Source organism: Klebsiella sp. M041, from assembly GCF_059759695.1.
Genome location: NZ_JCAXWU010000011.1, coordinates 93,884 through 111,505 on the forward strand (window position 1 = coordinate 93,884; position 17,622 = coordinate 111,505).

At 58.5% G+C, this 17,622-nt stretch carries 16 protein-coding genes and 1 other annotated feature; of the genes, 8 read left to right on the top strand and 8 right to left on the bottom strand.

Annotated features, from left to right (window positions below; translation table 11 throughout):
* The first annotated feature begins 66 nt into the window (after window positions 1-66).
* From AC6CWS_RS16050 to AC6CWS_RS16060, 3 genes are read left to right on the top strand one after another with little or no spacing between them, the layout of a single operon-like run.
* Window positions 67-1,377, top strand: coding sequence for an MFS transporter (locus AC6CWS_RS16050; RefSeq protein WP_004203856.1), 1,311 nt, complete (start codon window positions 67-69; stop codon window positions 1,375-1,377).
* 14 nt (window positions 1,378-1,391) lie between these two features.
* Window positions 1,392-2,480, top strand: coding sequence for a tartrate dehydrogenase (locus tag AC6CWS_RS16055; RefSeq protein WP_065883002.1), 1,089 nt, complete (start codon window positions 1,392-1,394; stop codon window positions 2,478-2,480).
* 2 nt (window positions 2,481-2,482) lie between these two features.
* Entirely contained in the window at window positions 2,483-3,742 is a 1,260-nt protein-coding gene (locus AC6CWS_RS16060) for a glycerate kinase type-2 family protein (RefSeq protein ID WP_065883003.1), read from the top strand.
* A gap of 216 nt (window positions 3,743-3,958) precedes the next feature.
* On the opposite strand, the gene trpA is transcribed toward AC6CWS_RS16060, so the two are convergent.
* The 5 genes from trpA to AC6CWS_RS16085 are packed head-to-tail and all read right to left on the bottom strand — an operon-like array spanning window position 3,959 to window position 10,490.
* Window positions 3,959-4,768: a tryptophan synthase subunit alpha gene (gene trpA, locus AC6CWS_RS16065; RefSeq protein WP_065883004.1), complete on the bottom strand. Its 810-nt coding sequence runs from the start codon at window positions 4,766-4,768 to the stop codon at window positions 3,959-3,961.
* A complete protein-coding gene (gene trpB / locus AC6CWS_RS16070) occupies window positions 4,768-5,961 on the bottom strand; it encodes a tryptophan synthase subunit beta (protein ID WP_065883005.1) in 1,194 nt (397 codons plus the stop codon). Before trpB ends, trpA begins: the two co-directional genes overlap by 1 nt.
* 9 nt (window positions 5,962-5,970) lie before the next feature.
* Window positions 5,971-7,329, bottom strand: coding sequence for a bifunctional indole-3-glycerol-phosphate synthase TrpC/phosphoribosylanthranilate isomerase TrpF (gene trpCF / locus AC6CWS_RS16075; protein WP_065883006.1), 1,359 nt, complete (start codon window positions 7,327-7,329; stop codon window positions 5,971-5,973).
* A 3-nt stretch (window positions 7,330-7,332) separates the two neighbouring features.
* Window positions 7,333-8,928 (bottom strand): bifunctional anthranilate synthase glutamate amidotransferase component TrpG/anthranilate phosphoribosyltransferase TrpD, encoded by a 1,596-nt coding sequence (gene trpD / locus AC6CWS_RS16080; RefSeq protein WP_023289325.1) that lies wholly within the window; start codon window positions 8,926-8,928, stop codon window positions 7,333-7,335.
* Window positions 8,928-10,490, bottom strand: coding sequence for an anthranilate synthase component 1 (locus tag AC6CWS_RS16085; RefSeq protein WP_065883007.1), 1,563 nt, complete (start codon window positions 10,488-10,490; stop codon window positions 8,928-8,930). The genes trpD and AC6CWS_RS16085 overlap by 1 nt, the downstream gene beginning before the upstream one ends.
* Before the next feature lie 33 nt (window positions 10,491-10,523).
* Window positions 10,524-10,619, bottom strand: a sequence feature (Trp leader region).
* 159 nt (window positions 10,620-10,778) lie between these two features.
* Between AC6CWS_RS16085 and rnm the strand changes: the two genes are divergently transcribed.
* The 4 genes from rnm (at window position 10,779) to rluB (ending at window position 14,305) form a co-directional block, all read left to right on the top strand.
* On the top strand, window positions 10,779-11,642 hold the full coding sequence (rnm, locus tag AC6CWS_RS16090; RefSeq protein ID WP_023289327.1) for an RNase RNM: 864 nt from the start codon (window positions 10,779-10,781) through the stop codon (window positions 11,640-11,642).
* A gap of 16 nt (window positions 11,643-11,658) precedes the next feature.
* The gene (locus tag AC6CWS_RS16095; RefSeq protein WP_065883008.1) at window positions 11,659-12,279 is read left to right on the top strand and encodes an L-threonylcarbamoyladenylate synthase; all 621 of its coding nucleotides are present in this window, start codon (window positions 11,659-11,661) and stop codon (window positions 12,277-12,279) included.
* A gap of 81 nt (window positions 12,280-12,360) precedes the next feature.
* A complete protein-coding gene (locus AC6CWS_RS16100; protein ID WP_023289329.1) occupies window positions 12,361-13,023 on the top strand; it encodes a response regulator in 663 nt (220 codons plus the stop codon).
* 379 nt (window positions 13,024-13,402) lie between these two features.
* On the top strand, window positions 13,403-14,305 hold the full coding sequence (gene rluB / locus AC6CWS_RS16105) for a 23S rRNA pseudouridine(2605) synthase RluB (RefSeq protein WP_023289330.1): 903 nt from the start codon (window positions 13,403-13,405) through the stop codon (window positions 14,303-14,305).
* A gap of 60 nt (window positions 14,306-14,365) precedes the next feature.
* On the opposite strand, the gene cobO is transcribed toward rluB, so the two are convergent.
* Together cobO and AC6CWS_RS16115 are read right to left on the bottom strand one after the other, a co-directional pair.
* Window positions 14,366-14,956, bottom strand: coding sequence for a cob(I)yrinic acid a,c-diamide adenosyltransferase (cobO, locus tag AC6CWS_RS16110; RefSeq protein ID WP_023289331.1), 591 nt, complete (start codon window positions 14,954-14,956; stop codon window positions 14,366-14,368).
* Entirely contained in the window at window positions 14,953-15,714 is a 762-nt protein-coding gene (locus AC6CWS_RS16115) for a YciK family oxidoreductase (RefSeq protein WP_032452539.1), read from the bottom strand. The genes cobO and AC6CWS_RS16115 overlap by 4 nt, the downstream gene beginning before the upstream one ends.
* A gap of 256 nt (window positions 15,715-15,970) precedes the next feature.
* On the opposite strand from AC6CWS_RS16115, the gene sohB reads away from it, so the two are divergent.
* Window positions 15,971-17,017 (top strand): protease SohB, encoded by a 1,047-nt coding sequence (gene sohB / locus AC6CWS_RS16120; RefSeq protein WP_032429135.1) that lies wholly within the window; start codon window positions 15,971-15,973, stop codon window positions 17,015-17,017.
* A 62-nt stretch (window positions 17,018-17,079) separates the two neighbouring features.
* On the opposite strand, the gene AC6CWS_RS16125 is transcribed toward sohB, so the two are convergent.
* Window positions 17,080-17,331, bottom strand: coding sequence for a YciN family protein (locus tag AC6CWS_RS16125; protein ID WP_002901761.1), 252 nt, complete (start codon window positions 17,329-17,331; stop codon window positions 17,080-17,082).
* Window positions 17,332-17,622: the final 291 nt, after the last annotated feature.

The following is a 17,622-nucleotide window of genomic DNA, read 5'->3' on the forward strand; positions in this document are numbered from 1 at the left end:
TTCAAAACTTCATACTGGGTTTATTACAAAACGATAACAACCCTACATCACTATGGAGCATCCGTCATGAAAAACGACCTCGAAAAGAAGGTGATGCGCAAGGTTACCCTGCGCATTATTCCTTTCATCATGCTGCTGTACTTCATTGCCTTCCTCGACCGTGTCAACATTGGCTTTGCCGCCCTGACCATGAATCAGGATCTGGGTTTTTCACCCACCGTTTTTGGGCTGGGCGCCGGCATCTTCTTCCTGGGGTACTTTCTGTTTGAGGTGCCGTCAAACTTAATTCTCCATAAAGTAGGTGCCCGCATCTGGATTGCCCGCGTCATGATCACCTGGGGCCTGGTCTCTGGCTGCATGGCTTTTGTGCAGGGTACGACGAGCTTCTACATTCTGCGTTTTCTACTCGGTGTAGCGGAAGCCGGTTTCTTCCCGGGAATTATCCTTTATCTCAGTTATTGGTTCCCGGCAGCCAGACGCGCGCAGGTTACCGCCATCTTTATGGCCGCAGCCCCGCTCTCTACAGCATTGGGATCGCCTGTTTCTGCCGCCCTGCTGGAGATGCATGGCTTTCTCGGCTACGCCGGCTGGCAGTGGATGTTTGTGCTGGAAGCCTTGCCAGCGCTGATACTCGGCGTTGTGGTTCTGTTCTTTCTTACCGATCGTCCGGCCAAAGCCAAATGGCTGACTGACGAAGAGCGTGCATGGCTGGAAAACACCATGCAGGCCGAGGAGCTGGCCCGGGCGGCAAAACAGAACCACAGCAGCGCATGGAAAGGACTGGCGGATAAGCGGGTACTGGCTCTGGCGCTGGTCTATTTCGGTACTTCTGCCGGCTTGTACACACTTGGCATCTGGTCCCCGCAAATCATCCGCAGCTTCGGTGCTACCTCACTGGAGATTGGCTTCCTCAACGCCTTCCCGGCGGTCATCGGCGTCATCGCCATGATCCTGTGGGCGCGGCATTCTGACCGCACCAGAGAGCGCAGCTGGCATGTGATTGGTGCCTGCCTGCTGGCAGCAGCCGGTCTGATTTACGCCGGTAACGTCAGCACACTGTTTACCGTGATTGTTGCCTTAACCCTGGTCACCGCAGGCATCAGCGCCTCGAAACCGCCCCTCTGGAGTATGCCTACCGTGTTCCTCAGCGGCCCGGCTGCGGCCGCGGGTATTGCCACGATTAACTCCATCGGCAATCTGGGCGGTTTTGTCGGCCCGATGATGATTGGCGTGATCCGCGAGCAGACCGGTAGCTACACCTGGGGCCTGTACTTTGTCGCCGGACTGCTGGCTATTTCGGCCCTCATTGTCCTGATCCTTTCTGCCAGGGCGGGTAAACCGCAAACGGCAGAACTCACTCATCCTCATACTCATTAACCGGAGAATTTACTATGCGTAACTATAAAATTGCCGCCATACCTGCCGACGGTATTGGTCCTGAAGTCATCTCGGCAGGTGTTGAAGTGCTGCATGCACTGACACGCCACGATCCGCAGCTGAAGTTTGATGTGGAGACCTTTGACTGGGGGTCGGACTATTACAAAAAACATGGCGTGATGATGCCGGAAGAAGGGCTGAACACACTAAAAAAATTTGATGCCATTTACTTCGGCGCGGTGGGCGCACCGGATGTCCCTGACCACATCACACTCTGGGGTCTGCGCCTGCCAATTTGCCAGGGGTTTGACCAGTACGCCAACGTGCGTCCAACCAAAATCCTGCCGGGTGTCACCTCACCGCTGCGCAACCGCGGGCCCGGCGATCTTGACTGGGTGATTGTGCGCGAAAACTCCGAAGGTGAGTATTCCGGTAACGGCGGCCGTGCACACCGTGGCTTACCGGAAGAAGTCGGCACCGAGGTGGCCATCTTCACCCGCGTCGGGGTTACTCGCATTATGCGCTATGCCTTCAGACTGGCGCAGTCTCGTCCACGTAAACTGCTGACCGTGGTGACTAAATCCAACGCCCAGCGCCACGGAATGGTGATGTGGGATGAGATTGCCGCCGAGGTGGCGCAGGAATTCCCGGATGTGCAGTGGGACAAGATGCTGGTCGATGCGATGACGCACCGCATGACGCTGCATCCCCAGACCCTGGATACCATCGTTGCCACCAATTTGCATGCCGATATCCTTTCCGATCTGGCCGGCGCGCTGGCGGGCAGTCTGGGCGTAGCGCCGACCGCCAATATTGATCCGGAACGCCGCTTCCCTTCCATGTTCGAACCTATCCATGGTTCAGCTTTTGATATCACCGGCAAAGGCATTGCTAACCCGATAGCAACCTTCTGGACTGCGGTACAGATGCTTGATCATCTGGGAGAGCGTAACGCCGCGGCGCTGATTATGGAAAGTATCGAATATGTTTGTGAGAAAGGCATTCTGACGCCAGATGTCGGTGGAACGGCCAGTACCGCGGACGTCACCCGCGCTGTAGTGGAATTTATTGAAGCCAGAGCAAATATCGCCGAGACCGTATAACCATGATAAATGAACAGCCTGCAGAGATCCTGCAGGATATTTTTCAGCATGCTGTCGACAGCGCCCGAGCCGGGCCTGCGATCCTGTCTAACCTGCCGGAAAAACCGCGTGGCCGCTGCGTGGTAATCGGTGCCGGTAAAGCCTCGGCGGCAATGGCAGCGGCTGTGGATGCAGCCTGGCCGGATGTGGATGTGTCTGGCGTGGTGGTGACGCGTTACGGTTACGCGGTGCCTGCTGGTCGCATCCGCATTATCGAGGCTGCTCATCCGGTATCGGATTCGATGAGCGAAGTTGCCGCAATGCTGATTGTGGAAGCGCTGCGCGGATTGACCTCTGATGACCTGGTGCTGGCGCTCATTTCCGGTGGCGGGTCGGCGTTGATGGCGCTGCCCGCACCAGGATTAACATTGAAAGATAAGCAGGCCATTACCCGCGCGCTACTGCACAGCGGTGCCAATATCAAAGAGATGAATCTGGTACGTCGTCATCTCTCCGCGGTGAAAGGCGGCAAGCTGGCAAGAATAGCGCAACCGGCCCGTATTGTGTCACTGATTATCAGCGATGTGCCGGGGGATAACCCGGCAGATGTGGCATCAGGTCCTACTGTCGCCGATGACAGCACGCCGCTTGATGCGCTTCGGGTACTTCAGCGCTACGGTATTCAGACCCCGGAACCTGTTCATAAACTGCTAAGCCAGCCGGCAGGCCCGGTTGAAAGCACAGCGAACAGCGAAGTAAAACTCATTGCCACGCCGCAGCTGGCTTTGCAGGCTGCCGCGCTGGCTGCGTGCAGACACGGACTTACGCCGCTTATTCTCGGCGATGCGTTAGAAGGCGAAAGTCGTGAAGTGGCCATTGTTATGGCCGGGATTGCTAAATCCGTGAAGCAATATGGTCATCCGGTTTCCGGTCCGGCAGTGCTATTGTCGGGGGGCGAAACCACCGTGACGGTAAGTCAGGGTCAGCACGGGAAAGGGGGTCGTAATACTGAATTTGCGCTCAGTCTGGCCTGTGCGTTGCAGGGAGAAAGCGGTATATGGGCAATCGCTGGCGACAGTGATGGTATCGACGGAACGGAAGATGCAGCAGGTGCGCTGGTATTCCCGGACACGCTAACACGCGGCAAAATGGGTGGTCTAAATGCGGCTAGTTATCTTGATGTACACGATAGCTATAGCTATTTTCATGCGCTCGATGACCTGGTAATGACCGGCCCAACGTTAACCAACGTCAATGATATTCGGGCAATATTGATTGCCTGACCTATCGCTCTCCTGTACCAGGGAGAGCGATATTTTTACTCTCAACATGGTGCAAATCTTCGGTATCCGCCCGCCATCAATTTCCACGTTAAAGCGCATCGCCTGGCGTCAAGGTGTCGATCATCGTTCAGTCTGATGTGCAGGCGTGCAAGATGACATGGAAGGGGAGCTAACGCGAGGAAATCGCCGCCTGGCGCGATGCCAGGCGGCTGACGGTCAGGCGGTTTTGGTCGCCGCCTTCAGGCTCCGGACGAAGGCTTTCAGCTCGTCGAGCATGGTTTGCGGCTCATCAAGATGACGTTCGATGATTTTGACGATGGCGGAACCGGAGATCGCCCCGGCGGCCCCGGCGTCAATGGCGGCGCTCACCTGCTCCGGCGCGGAGATGCCAAAGCCCTGCAGCGGCGGCGCAGCGTGATATTCCGCCAGCTTCTCCACCAGATGGTGCAGCGGCAGCGCAGCGCGATTTTCCGCTCCCGTCACCCCGGCGCGCGACAGCAGATAGGTGTAGCCGCGGCCATAAGAGGCGATCTGGCGCAGTAAATCGTCATCCGCATTGGGCGGGCAAATGAAAATTGGCGCGATGTTATGGCGCATCGCCGCCTGGCGGAACGGGGCGGACTCTTCCACCGGCACGTCGGCTACCAGCACCGAGTCGACGCCGACGCGGGCGCACTGGGCATAGAACTCATCGATACCCGGGCTGAAGACGAGGTTGGCGTACATCAGCAGGCCGATTGGGATCGTCGGATGCTTCTGGCGGATCGCCGCCAGCATCTCAAAGCACTGCGCCGGGGTTACCCCCGCGGCGAAGGCGCGCAGGGCCGCTCCCTGGATGGTCGGGCCGTCCGCCAGCGGGTCGGAGAAGGGGATCCCCAGCTCAAGGGCATCGGCGCCGCCTTCGATCAGCGCATCGATAATTTTCAGCGACTGCTCCGGTCCCGGATCGCCAAGGGTGACAAAGGGGACGAAAGCGCCTTCCTGGCGGTTTTTCAGTTGGGCAAACAGCGTCTCATAGCGTTCCATCAGATTTCCCCTCGCGCTTTCAGGATGTCGTGTACGGTGAAAATGTCTTTATCGCCGCGGCCGGAGAGGTTAACCACCAGCAGCTGCTCTTTTTCCGGGTTCTCGCGCATCATTTTCAGCGCATGGGCCAGAGCGTGAGAGGACTCCAGCGCCGGGATGATCCCTTCGTGGCGGGAGAGCGCTTTAAACGCCTCCAGCGCTTCGTCATCGGTGATCGACACATAGTCGGCGCGCCCGGTGCTGTTCAGATACGCGTGCTGCGGCCCAACGGACGGGAAGTCCAGCCCGGCGGAAATGGAATAAGATTCCTCGATCTGGCCGTCGGCGGTTTGCATCATCGGCGACTTCATCCCGAAGTAGATCCCCACACGACCATGCTTCAGCGGCGCGCCGTGCTCCCCGCTTTCGATACCGTGCCCGGCAGGCTCCACGCCGATCAGGCCGACGCGGGTTTCCTCGATAAAATCAGCGAACATGCCGATGGCGTTTGACCCGCCGCCGACGCAGGCGATCACCGCGTCCGGCAGACGGCCCTCTTTTTCGAGGATCTGCGCTTTGGTCTCTTCGCCGATCATGCGCTGGAATTCACGCACGATGGTCGGGAACGGGTGCGGACCGGCGGCGGTGCCCAGCATATAGTGCGCCTTCTCGTAGCTACCGGACCAGTCGCGCAGCGCCTCGTTACAGGCATCTTTCAGCGTGGCGGAGCCGCTGTGCACCGGGATCACCTCGGCGCCCATCAGGCGCATACGGAAGACGTTCGGCGACTGGCGTTCGACGTCCTTGGCGCCCATGTAGATACGGCATTTCAGGCCGAGCAGGGCGCTGGCCAGCGCTGAGGCGACGCCGTGCTGGCCGGCGCCGGTCTCGGCGATAATTTCGGTTTTGCCCATCCGTTTGGCCAGCAGAGCCTGGCCCAGTACCTGGTTGGTTTTGTGCGCGCCGCCGTGCAGCAGATCTTCGCGTTTCAGGTACAGGGTGGTGCGGGTCCCTTCGGTCAGGTTCCGACATTTGGTCAGGGCCGTCGGACGACCGGCGTAGTTTTTCAGCAGGTCGGTGAATTCCGCCTGAAAAGCCGGGTCCTTCTGCGCGCTGACAAAGGCTTCTTCCAGCTGGCGCAGGGCGGGCATCAGGATCTGCGGCACATACATGCCGCCGAATTCGCCGAAGTAGGGGTTCAGTAAAGTGCTCATTATTGCTCCTTAATATGCGCGCAGCGTCTGGAAAACGGAGGCCAGCTTGCTGGCGTCTTTAATCCCGGGTTGCGACTCTACGCCTGAATTGAAATCGAGTCCGGCACAGCCGCTTTTGGCCGCTTCCACACAGTTATCGGCGCCGAGGCCGCCGGCCAGCATAACGTTGCGCAGATCCTGGCCCTGCAGCAGGCTCCAGTCAAAACGCTGGCCGCTGCCGCCCTGGCCGTTGTCGAGCAGATACTTATCGACATGGCGGAGTGTACGGGCCGGCAACGTTTCGCCAACGCTCAACGCCTTCCAGATGCGGACGTTATCCGCGAGGGCGTCGCGCAGTGCGTCGATATAAGCCTGGTCTTCATCACCGTGCAGCTGCACGGCGGCCAGCCTCAGGGCCTGGGCGCGGGCGACCACCTCGTCCAGCGGCGCATTGCGGAAGACGCCGACGTACTGCAGCGGCGCGGCGGCGATCACCGCTTTGGCCTGGGCATCATTTACCGCCCGCGGCGAGGTCGGGACGAAGATCAGGCCACCGTAGATGGCGCCGGACTCCCAGGCCACCTGGGCATCCTGTGGGCGCGTCAGGCCGCACACTTTGTTCTCGCCGAGCAGCACGCGTTTGACCGCCGCTTCCAGATCCGCCTGCTCCATCAGGGCGGAGCCGATCAGGAAGCCGTTGGCGAAGTGGCTCAGCTCACGCACTTCGGCATAGGTATGGATGCCGGATTCGCTGATCACCGTGACATCCGGGCCGAGACGCGCCGCCAGCTGACGGGTGCGGTTAAGGTCAATCGACATATCGCGCAGGTCGCGGTTGTTAATGCCTACCACCTTCGCCTTCAGAGCGATGGCGCGCTCCAGCTCCTCTTCATTGCTGACTTCGGTCAGTACGCCCATATTCAGGCTGTGAGCCACCGCGGAGAGCTGACGATACTGTTCATCGTCGAGCACCGAGAGCATCAGCAGGCAGGCGTCGGCCTGATAGTAGCGCGCCAGGTAGATCTGGTAAGGGTCGATGGTGAAGTCCTTACACAGGATCGGCTGCGGCGCGACCTTGCTGACGATCGGCAGAAAATCGAAGCTGCCCTGGAAATATTTCTCATCACACAGCACCGAGATCGCCGAGGCGTAGTGTTTGTAGATGCTGGCGATCGCCGCCGGATCGAAATCTTCGCGAATCAACCCCTTCGACGGCGAGGCCTTTTTGCACTCGAGAATAAACGCGGTGCGGGTGCCGGCCAGCGCGTCATAGAAATTGCGCTGCGTCGGGACGACCTCATTCTGAAAACTGGCTAACGGTTGTTGTTGTTTGCGGGCTTCCACCCAAATCGCTTTGTCGGCAACGATTTTTGCTAAAACGGTCTGCATTCTTTACCCTCTTGCCGCTAAGGCGGTCACTCTGTCATAGGCCGCGCCGCTGTGCAGCACATCCAGTACCTGCTGAGCGTTAGCTTTCAGATCTTCATGCCCGTGTAAACGCATCAACATGGCGACGTTGGCGGCGACGGCGGCTTCGTGAGCGGCTTCACCTTTACCTTGTAGCAAGCGCGTCAGAATGTCACGGTTTTCTTCCGGCGTGCCGCCCGCCAACTGCGCCTGATGGTAAGGCGTCAGGCCGAAGTCGTCGGCGGTCAGCTGATAGCTTTTGATTTCCCCGGCATGCAGCTCGGCGACCACCGTGGGCGCATGCAGCGAGACTTCATCCATCCCGCCGCTGTGCACCACGGCCGCGCGCTGATAACCGAGTACGCGCAGGGTTTCCGCAATCGGCAACACCAGCTCCGGGCTGTAGACGCCAATCAGCGCCAGCGGCGGATGCGCCGGGTTGATCAGCGGTCCCAGCACATTAAACAGGGTACGGGTCTTCAACTGCTGACGGACCGGCATCGCGTGGCGGAAACCGGTGTGATACTTGGGCGCGAACAGGAAGCAGACGCCCAGCTCATCGAGCGCCGCGCGGGATTTATCGGCGTTCATATCGAGATTAATGCCGAAGGCCGCCAGCAGGTCGGAAGAGCCTGATTTACTGGAGACGCTGCGGTTGCCGTGCTTCGCCACTTTCAATCCACAGGCGGCGGCGACAAACGCGCTGGCGGTGGAGATATTAATGCTGTTGCTGCCGTCGCCACCGGTGCCGACGATGTCGGCAAACAGGTAGTCCGGGCGCGGGAACGGCGCGGCGTTTTCCAGTAGCGCGGTGGCGGCGCCGGCAATTTCCTGCGGCTGCTCGCCGCGCACTTTCATGCTGACCAGCGCGGCGGCCAGCTGTTCAGGCTTCACTTCGCCGCGCACCACAGCGGAGAACAGCTGGTGGCTCTCCTGCTGACTCAGGGTTTCCGCCTGGTACAGTTTCTCCAGGATCGGCTGGAGGGTGTTGGTATGCTCCAGCTTCTGCAGCGCCCAGGCCAGAGTCTGCTCCAGCAGTCGCGCGCCCTGGGTGGTGAGGATTGATTCCGGGTGGAACTGGAAGCCGCACACCCGGTCCGCATCGTGACGCACCGCCATCACCATGCCGTTGAAATTGGCGTTAATCGTCAGCCCGGCGGGAATATTGCTGCCGACCAGCGAGTGGTAGCGCGCCACCGGCAGCGGGTTAGCCAGACCGGCAAACATCGCCTGGCCGTCGTGCTCAATGCTGGAGGCTTTGCCATGGAGGATCTCGCCCGCCTGGCCGACATAGCCGCCGTAGGCTTCGACAATGGCCTGGTGGCCGAGGCAGATGCCGATGATCGGCAGCTTGCCCCGCATGCGGGTCAGCAATTCCGGCATGCAGCCGGCTTCGCTTGGCGTACCCGGGCCAGGGGAGAGCATCAGCACCGGGTTGTCCATGGTGCCCAGACGCTCAATCAGCGCCTGCGCCGGAACGGAGTTACGGTAAATGACCACGTTATGGCCGTTGGCGCGCAGCTGGTCTGCCAGGTTATAGGTGAAAGAATCGATATTATCGAGCAGCAGAATGTCAGCCATCAGAAAATCTCCTTCGCGTGATGGGCCTGGGCAATGGCGCGCAGCACCGCGCGGGCTTTATTTCGGGTCTCATCCGCTTCCGACTGGGGAACCGAGTCGAGCACAATGCCGGCTCCGGCCTGGACGGTAGCGATACCCTCCTGCACGTAGGCGGAACGGATGACGATGCAGGTGTCGAGGTCGCCGTGGGCGGTGAAATAGCCCACCGCGCCGCCGTAGCTGCCGCGTCGTTTACCTTCGGCGGCGGCAATCAACTGCATGGCGCGAACCTTCGGCGCGCCGCTGAGAGTGCCCATGTTCATGCAGGCGCGGTAGGCGTGCAGTACATCAAGATCCTGACGCAGTTCACCCACCACCCGGGAGACCAGATGCATGACAAAGGAGTAACGGTCAACCTTGGTTAAATCGGCGACATAGCGGCTGCCCGGGGTGCAGATACGGGCCAGATCGTTGCGCGCCAGGTCCACCAGCATCAGGTGCTCGGAAAGCTCTTTGTGATCGGTGCGCATTTCCAGTTCGATACGGCTGTCGAGATCGCGATCCAGCGAACCGTCGGCGCGGCGGCCGCGCGGCCGGGTGCCGGCGATGGGGTAGATCTCAATCTGACGGCTGACGGCATCGTACTTCAGCGAGCTCTCCGGCGAGGCGCCGAACAGGGTGAAATCGTTGTCCTGCATAAAGAACATATACGGGCTGGGGTTGCTCTTCTTCAGCACATCATAGGCGGCCAGCGGTGACGGGCAGGGCAGCGAGAAGCGGCGGGAAGGGACCACCTGGAAGATTTCCCCGGCGCGGATCGCGCGCTGCATTTTGCGCACCACCGCGCCGTACTCTTCATCGCTCTGGTCAACGTCGCAGCGCATTTCGGCCACGGTGGTGACCGGCAGCGGCAGCGGCGGCTCGTTCAGCTGCTGGCGCAGCTGGCTCAGGCGCTGCTCCAGGCGCTGTTTTTCATTCTCCAGCGGCGTAAACAGGCTCGCCTGAATGCGGGTATGCTTGGTCTGATGGTCGATGACCAGCAGGGTCTCCGCCAGATAGAAACAGTAGTCCGGGCAGGCGGTGTCGCTCTGCAGCGGCGGCAGATCTTCAAAGCCGGCCACCAGGTCATAGGCGAACAGGCCGCCGAAGAACATCGCTTCACGCTCGTTGGCCGGGACGGTCACCAGCTCCTGCAGGAGACGAAAGGCGTCAAACACTGACAGCGAGCAGAGGCGGGCGTCTTCATCGAGCAGGGAGCTGACCGCCGGGAAGGTCAGGATGCGGCCATTGGGCTGGCGCTGATTGGCGATCCCGGAGGGCAGCGCGCCGTCCAGCAGCTCCAGCAGCGCGGCGCCGTTGGCGGAGAGGGCCTGAATGGTGACAGTGTCACCGAGGGCAGTGATGCGCAGCGCGCTGTCGACCAGCAGCAGGCTTTTTAAGTCATCTTTGCTGTCGATGTCAGCCGATTCCAGCAGCAGGGTGGCCGGACGGGCGCCGCACAGTTGGTGGAATAACGCCGTCGGGTTCTCCCGGTAGATGGCGTCGCTGGTGAGAAGCTCGAGTGCCGGTTTGGATGTTTGCATTATTGTTCTCGCCTGTTCGTATTATTTTTGTCCAATAAAAAGCCCGCTCATTGGCGGGCCGGGTATCTGTATGCTGAATGCAAAACGCGATCACGCCGCCCGTTATCAGGAGGTGCGCCACCAGCTGTGCAGAGTGATAAAGTGCATTTTCATCGTGATACCCCTTCATGTGAACTTGCGTACTAGTTAACTAGTTCGATGGAATAAAGTCAACCCTTGTTTGCAGATTTTCTCTGCCTGTCGGTATGATAATGCGCTTATTTACGTTGATGTCCAGCAGGAGTCCTTTTGAGCGACAGCCAATACGCAGTGATTTACGATCTGCACAGCCATACCACCGCCTCTGACGGGCGGCTGACTCCGCAGGAACTGGTCCATCGCGCCCATGAGATGCGCGTTGGCACGCTGGCGATCACCGACCATGACAGCGTGGCGGCTATCCCGGCGGCCCGGGAAGAGATTGCCCGCGCCGGATTACCCTTGACCCTGGTGAACGGCGTCGAGATTTCCACCCTCTGGGAGAATCACGAGATTCATATTGTGGGTCTCAATATTGATATTGCACACCCGGCGATGACCGCCCTGCTGGAGGAGCAGAAAGCGCGGCGCCAGCAGCGCGGCCAGATGATTGCCGAGCGTCTGGAGAAGGCGCGCATCCCCGGCGCCTGGGAAGGGGCGCTGCGGCTGGCGGACGGTGGCGCCGTCACCCGAGGCCATTTTGCCCGTTTTCTGGTGGAGGCCGGCCACGCGAAGAACATGGCGGAGGTCTTCAAAAAATACCTTGCCCGCGGGAAAACCGGTTACGTGCCGCCGCAGTGGTGTACAATAAAACAAGCAATTGATGTCATTCATCATTCTGGCGGCAAGGCGGTGATAGCCCATCCCGGACGTTACGATCTTTCCGCCAAGTGGCTGAAGCGGCTGTTGGCCCACTTTAGCGAGCAGGGCGGTGATGCCATGGAAGTGGCCCAGTGCCAGCAGGCGCCCCACGAACGCGCTCAACTGGCCGCCCTGGCCGTGCAGTTTGGTCTTCTGGCGTCGCAGGGATCCGATTTCCATCAACCCTGCGCGTGGATCGAGCTTGGCCGTAAGCTCTGGCTCCCTGCCGGCGTCGAAGGCGTCTGGCACAGCTGGGAAGCGGCCGCCGAATAAAAATTGAGAGGGAAGTATGAGCCAGTTTTTTTATATCCATCCGGATAACCCGCAGGCGCGGTTGATTAACCAGGCGGTGGAGATTGTGCGTAAGGGCGGGGTGATCGTTTATCCTACTGACTCCGGCTACGCGCTGGGCTGCAAAATTGAAGACAAGGGCGCGATGGAGCGGATCTGCCGCATCCGTCAGCTGCCGGACGGACACAACTTCACCCTGATGTGCCGCGACCTGTCCGAACTGTCAACCTACGCCTTTGTGGACAACGTGGCGTTTCGCCTGATGAAAAACAATACGCCGGGCAACTACACTTTTATCCTCAAAGGAACGAAAGAGGTGCCGCGCCGGCTGCTGCAGGAGAAGCGTAAAACCATTGGTATGCGCGTCCCGTCCAATCCCATCGCTCAGGCGTTGCTTGAGACCTTAGGCGAACCGATGCTCTCCACCTCGCTGATGCTGCCCGGCAGCGACTTTACCGAATCCGACCCGGAAGAGATCAAAGATCGTCTGGAGAAAGTCGTGGACCTCATTATCCACGGCGGCTTCCTTGGACAGCAGCCGACCACGGTTATCGATCTCACTGAAGACGCTCCGGTGGTGCTGCGCGAAGGCGTCGGCGACGTGAAGCCGTTTCTGTAATCTGACGAAAAGTGGGCTGAAGCAACGCTCGAACGTCAGGAGCCTGTCTGGCTCCTGAAAGTCTCATGGGAGAACCTGGTTATGCTTCATGAGCTGATATCGTTAATCAATGTTGTTATTTGGCCCGCTATTGTTCTGTTTTTTCTATGTCGATTTGGAACTGCAATCAACCGGTTTCTTGAAAACCTCAGCCGCCTTTCCATTAAAGGTCCTGGCTTTGAAGTCGAGACCTTCAATAAAGGGGCTGAGTCTAGTGCCAATCTTGCCGCTGCATTGGCCAGCAAAGGTACCATTGCTAAAGGCGAGGGTAATGTAGAGCAAAGCGTTCTGGATGACGTCAACGTAGTGACTCAGGCTGTAACGCCGAGAGTATTGCGAAGAGCGGGTGATGCCGTCATCTTGTGGGTAGATGACAGACCCAATGGTAATCGCTTTGAACGTCAGTCCATGGAAGCTCTGGGCATAAGGTTTGTTAATGTAGTATCTACCGACGAGGCTCTCGAAAGACTAAAAAATCAGTCGTTTGATGTGATTATTTCCGATATGAAGAGGCCAGGGGATGATCGTGCGGGATATACTCTCCTGGATGAGCTAAGAAGAAAGGGCAAAGACATTCCATACATTATCTATGCGAGCTCCAATGCTGCTCAGCATAAGGAACAAGCAAAACAGCATGGCGCTTTAGACGCGACCAATAATCCGCCGGAATTATTTCGCCTGGTCATGGGGGCGTTAAAAAAATAATTATCGATCAAATCCAGAGGATGACTTCTGCATTCCACCTCTTGCTATATCCTCGGCTGGAGGCGGGTTATCTGTAAATTCCCTTTCCCGGATTGATAATCAATGACCCACCAGGTCTTTATAGGTTCAGGCTGCTCGCAAATCTAAGCGTCCGCGCAAAATCTGTTCCATACTCAGCGCAATGCGGCGAACAGAAGCTTTCCCGACGAAGTTAGTGTAGTATGTTCGGCCACGATTACGGGCTCGCGGTGAATGTTTTGCGCATGCCAGCGAGACTTTACGTAAAAAGTATATACGTAACAATGAGTTGTTGAAAAAGGCCTCATTGTTTCATAAAGCATACCAGACGCCTGGGAAGGCGACACCTTAAGGAAGCTCAATGAGCGAGAAACTGCAAAAAGTGCTGGCCCGCGCCGGCCACGGCTCCCGCCGTGAAATTGAAGCGAAAATCGAAGCTGGCCGCGTCAGCGTCGATGGCAAAATCGCCACCCTCGGCGACCGTGTGGAGATCGTCCCCGGTTTAAAAATTCGTATCGATGGCCATCTGATCTCGGTGAAAGAGTCCGCTGAGCAGATCTGCCGCGTGCTGGCTTACTACAAGCCGGAAGGCGAACTGTGCACCCGTAACGATCCGGAAGGGCGCCCGACGGTGTTCGATCGTCTGCCTAAACTGCGCGGCGCGCGCTGGATTGCCGTTGGTCGTCTGGACGTCAACACCTGCGGCCTGCTGCTGTTCACCACCGACGGCGAACTGGCAAACCGTCTGATGCACCCGAGCCGTGAAGTCGAGCGTGAGTACGCCGTTCGCGTTTTCGGCCAGGTGGATGAAGATAAGCTGCGTCAGCTGTCTCGCGGCGTGCAGCTAGAAGATGGTCCGGCGGCGTTTAAAACCATTAAATTCACCGGCGGTGAAGGGATTAACCAGTGGTACAACGTCACCCTGACCGAAGGGCGTAACCGCGAAGTGCGTCGCCTGTGGGAAGCGGTCGGCGTGCAGGTCAGTCGCCTGATCCGCGTGCGCTATGGCGATATCTTGCTGCCGAAAGGCCTGCCGCGCGGCGGCTATACCGAGCTGGACCTGGCGCAGACCAACTACCTGCGCGAGCTGGTGGAACTCACTCCGGAAACCAGCTCTAAGGTCGCCGTTGAAAAAGATCGTCGCCGGTTGAAAGCCAATCAGATCCGCCGGGCGGTGAAGCGCCACAGCCAGAGCAGCGCTAACCCGCGCCAGGGTAATAACAGCAACCGCCGTTCCAGTACCCGCAATAAGACCAACGGTTAATGTTGCGCGTTCCGGTGGTTTTGCGCCGGAACGCGGACTTCCTTTCGCCGTATCCGGCCCTCAGTAGTCAATCCCCATCTGTGCTTTAATGCCGGCATCAAAGGCATGTTTCACCGGGCGCAGCTCGCTGACGGTATCCGCCAGTTCAATAATATCGCGATGACAGCCGCGGCCGGTGATGATCACCGACTGGTGGGCAGGACGCTCACGTAGGGCGCTCAGCACCGCCTCCAGCGGCAGGTAATCGTAGGCCACCATGTAGGTCAGTTCGTCCAGCAGCACCAGATCGAGCTGGTCGTCGGCAAGCATACGGCGGGCATGCTCCCAGACCGCCAGACAGGCGGCGGTATCGCTGTCGCGGTCCTGGGTGTTCCAGGTAAAGCCTGTCGCCATTACCTGGAATTCGACGCCGTGTGGCTCCAGCAGATTACGCTCGCCGTTAGGCCAGGTCCCCTTGATAAACTGGATCACGCCGACTTTTTTGCCGTGGCCGACGGCGCGGGTCGCGGTGCCAAAGGCGGCGGTGGTTTTGCCTTTGCCGTTGCCGGTAAAGACCATCACAATGCCGCGTTCGTCCTGGGCCGCCGCCACCCGGGCGTCAACTTTATCTTTCAGCCGCTGCTGGCGTTCGCGGTAGCGTTCATCACTCATTGGGCAATTCCTGGTTTACGCCCCGGTTGGGCGTCGAAGGTCATTCCCGTCTTGCGACGACTGTCGTCGCCCATCAGCCACAGATAGACGGGCATAATGTCAGCGGGGGTTTTCAGTTTCAGCGGATCTTCCGTCGGGAACGCGCTGGCGCGCATGCCGGTGCGGGTACCGCCAGGGTTGATGCAGTTCACGCGCAGGTGGCGGCTTTGGTACTCGTCGGCCAGCACCTGCATCATCCCTTCGGTAGCGAATTTGGAGACGGCATAGGCGCCCCAGTTGGCGCGACCCTGACGACCGACGCTGGATGAGGTAAAGACCAGCGAACCTGATTCAGAACGGAGTAATAAAGGAAGAAGCGCCTGGGTCAGCATAAAGGTGCCATTGACGTTCACCTGCATCACCTGCTGCCAGACCTCCGGTTTCTGCTCATCCATCGGGCAGATGTCGCCGAGCAGGCCAGCATTGTGCAGCACGCCGTCAAGGCGGGGATAGTGCATGCTGATCTGCTGCGCCAGCTGCTGACACGCCTGCGGCGTGCAGGTTAGCAGGTCGAGAGTAAACCAGCGGGGGGAAATACCGCCCTCGCGTTCAATCTCCTGGGCGACGGCGCGCAGTTTTTCGTCGTTGCGGCCAAGCAGAATCACGCTGGCGCTGTAGCGGGCGTAGGTCAGGGCCGCTTCACGGCCAATTCCGTCGCTGGCCCCGGTGACCAGAATGATGCGATCTTTCAGCAAGTGGCGTTGCGGTTGATAATGCACGGCGACTCCTTTGGCGATCGGCTCTCGATCGCGCTTCATCTTTGGTATCTCACTTTTGCGCTGTTATGCCTGAAAGCGCCCGCCATTGCAATCGGCGAAGCGGAAAGTATTCACAAAATTAATATCTTGCAACGATTTCAGCCTCGCTGAAAAAAAAACGGAATCCGCTGCGCAGAGGACACAAAGCACAAAGACTTCTCGCCAGGGGCTGATGTACACTGTGCCGCAACGTCAGTGCTTTACACAAGGTGAAAACGTGGAATTACTTGCTCAATATGGCTTATTTTTAGCCAAGATCGCGACCGTTGTCGTCGCTATCGCGGTGATTGCCGCTATTATCGTCAACCTGGCCCAGCGCAAGAAGCAGCGCGGCGAGCTGCGGGTGACGAATCTTAGCGAGCATTATAAAGAGATGAAGGAATCGCTGGCGGTGGCCCTGCTGGATGGCCCGCAGCAGAAGCAGTGGCATAAGTCGCAGAAGAAAAAGCAAAAGCAAGAGGCGAAGGCGGCGAAAGCGCGGGCGAAGCTGGGTAACGTGGAGCCGGAAGGCAAGCCGCGCGCCTGGGTGCTGGATTTCAAAGGCAGTATGGATGCCCATGAGGTCACCAGCCTGCGCGAAGAGATCACCGCGGTGCTGGCCGCGGCGAAAGCGCGCGATCAGGTGGTGATTCGTCTGGAAAGCCCCGGCGGGGTGGTGCACGGCTACGGGCTGGCTGCCTCTCAGCTGCAGCGCTTGCGTGACAAACAAATCCCGCTGACGGTGGCGGTCGATAAAGTGGCGGCCAGCGGCGGCTATATGATGGCCTGCGTGGCGAACAAAATTGTCTCGGCGCCGTTTGCGATCCTCGGCTCTATTGGCGTGGTGGCGCAGATCCCAAACCTGCACCGTTTCCTGAAGAACAAAGATATTGATATCGAACTGCACACCGCCGGACAGTACAAACGAACGCTCACTATGCTGGGTGAAAACACTGAAGAAGGACGGCGCAAGTTCCGCGAGGATCTCAATGAGACGCACCATTTGTTCAAGGATTTCGTTCATCGGATGCGCCCGGGCCTTGATATTGAGCAGGTGGCCACTGGCGAGCACTGGTACGGGGTACAGGCGCTGGAAAAAGGGCTGGTGGATGCGGTTGAAACCAGCGATGAGCTGCTGCTGGGATTAATGGAAAGCCACGAGGTGATCGGGGTGCGTTATCAACAGCGTAAGAAAATGCTCGATCGCTTCACCGGTAGCGCGGCGGAGAGTGCCGATCGACTGCTGCTGCGCTGGTGGCAGCGCGGACAGAAGCCGCTGATGTAGATGATAAAACGCGAGGCTCTGCCTCGCGTTCTCGTTTAGAGCGGTCTTAATCTACGCCGGTCTTAATCGACAAGGTGATATTTGTCCGACAGCTCATGGGCGAGGTACTTAAACATATTAAATACCGCTGTACTCTTTGGCGTCGGCAGACCCTGCTCATCAAGATAAAACTCACCGCTAAACACCAGGACATTGTTGCGCTGAACGACGTCGGTGGCTTCGATACCGGCTAACGTATCCTCATGTTCGCGAATAAGTTTGTTGGCTTTTTCGAGCAGCGTCTGGCGATCGATTGGTTGGGTTGTACCTTGCATAACGGACTCCTCTTTTTCTCCGGGCGTAGTTTACGCCGCGCGGCGGCGCGGGGCAAATTTTCCATGGACAAAACAGGGGTAATCGTAACCAGTGGAGAAACAGCGGTTTACTGGCGTGATTCGCTTTTGCATGCTAATAAAGTTGCGTAACGAATTTTATCAGGTACAGTGTGACGCTTTCGGCGATCTGGCAACAGATTTGCTTGACATTCGGCCAAAAATTCTTCGTGCTATGTCACCTGACGAAAAAAGGTCAGTAAACTCAAGCGCCTGGTTTTACGGAGTTGAAAC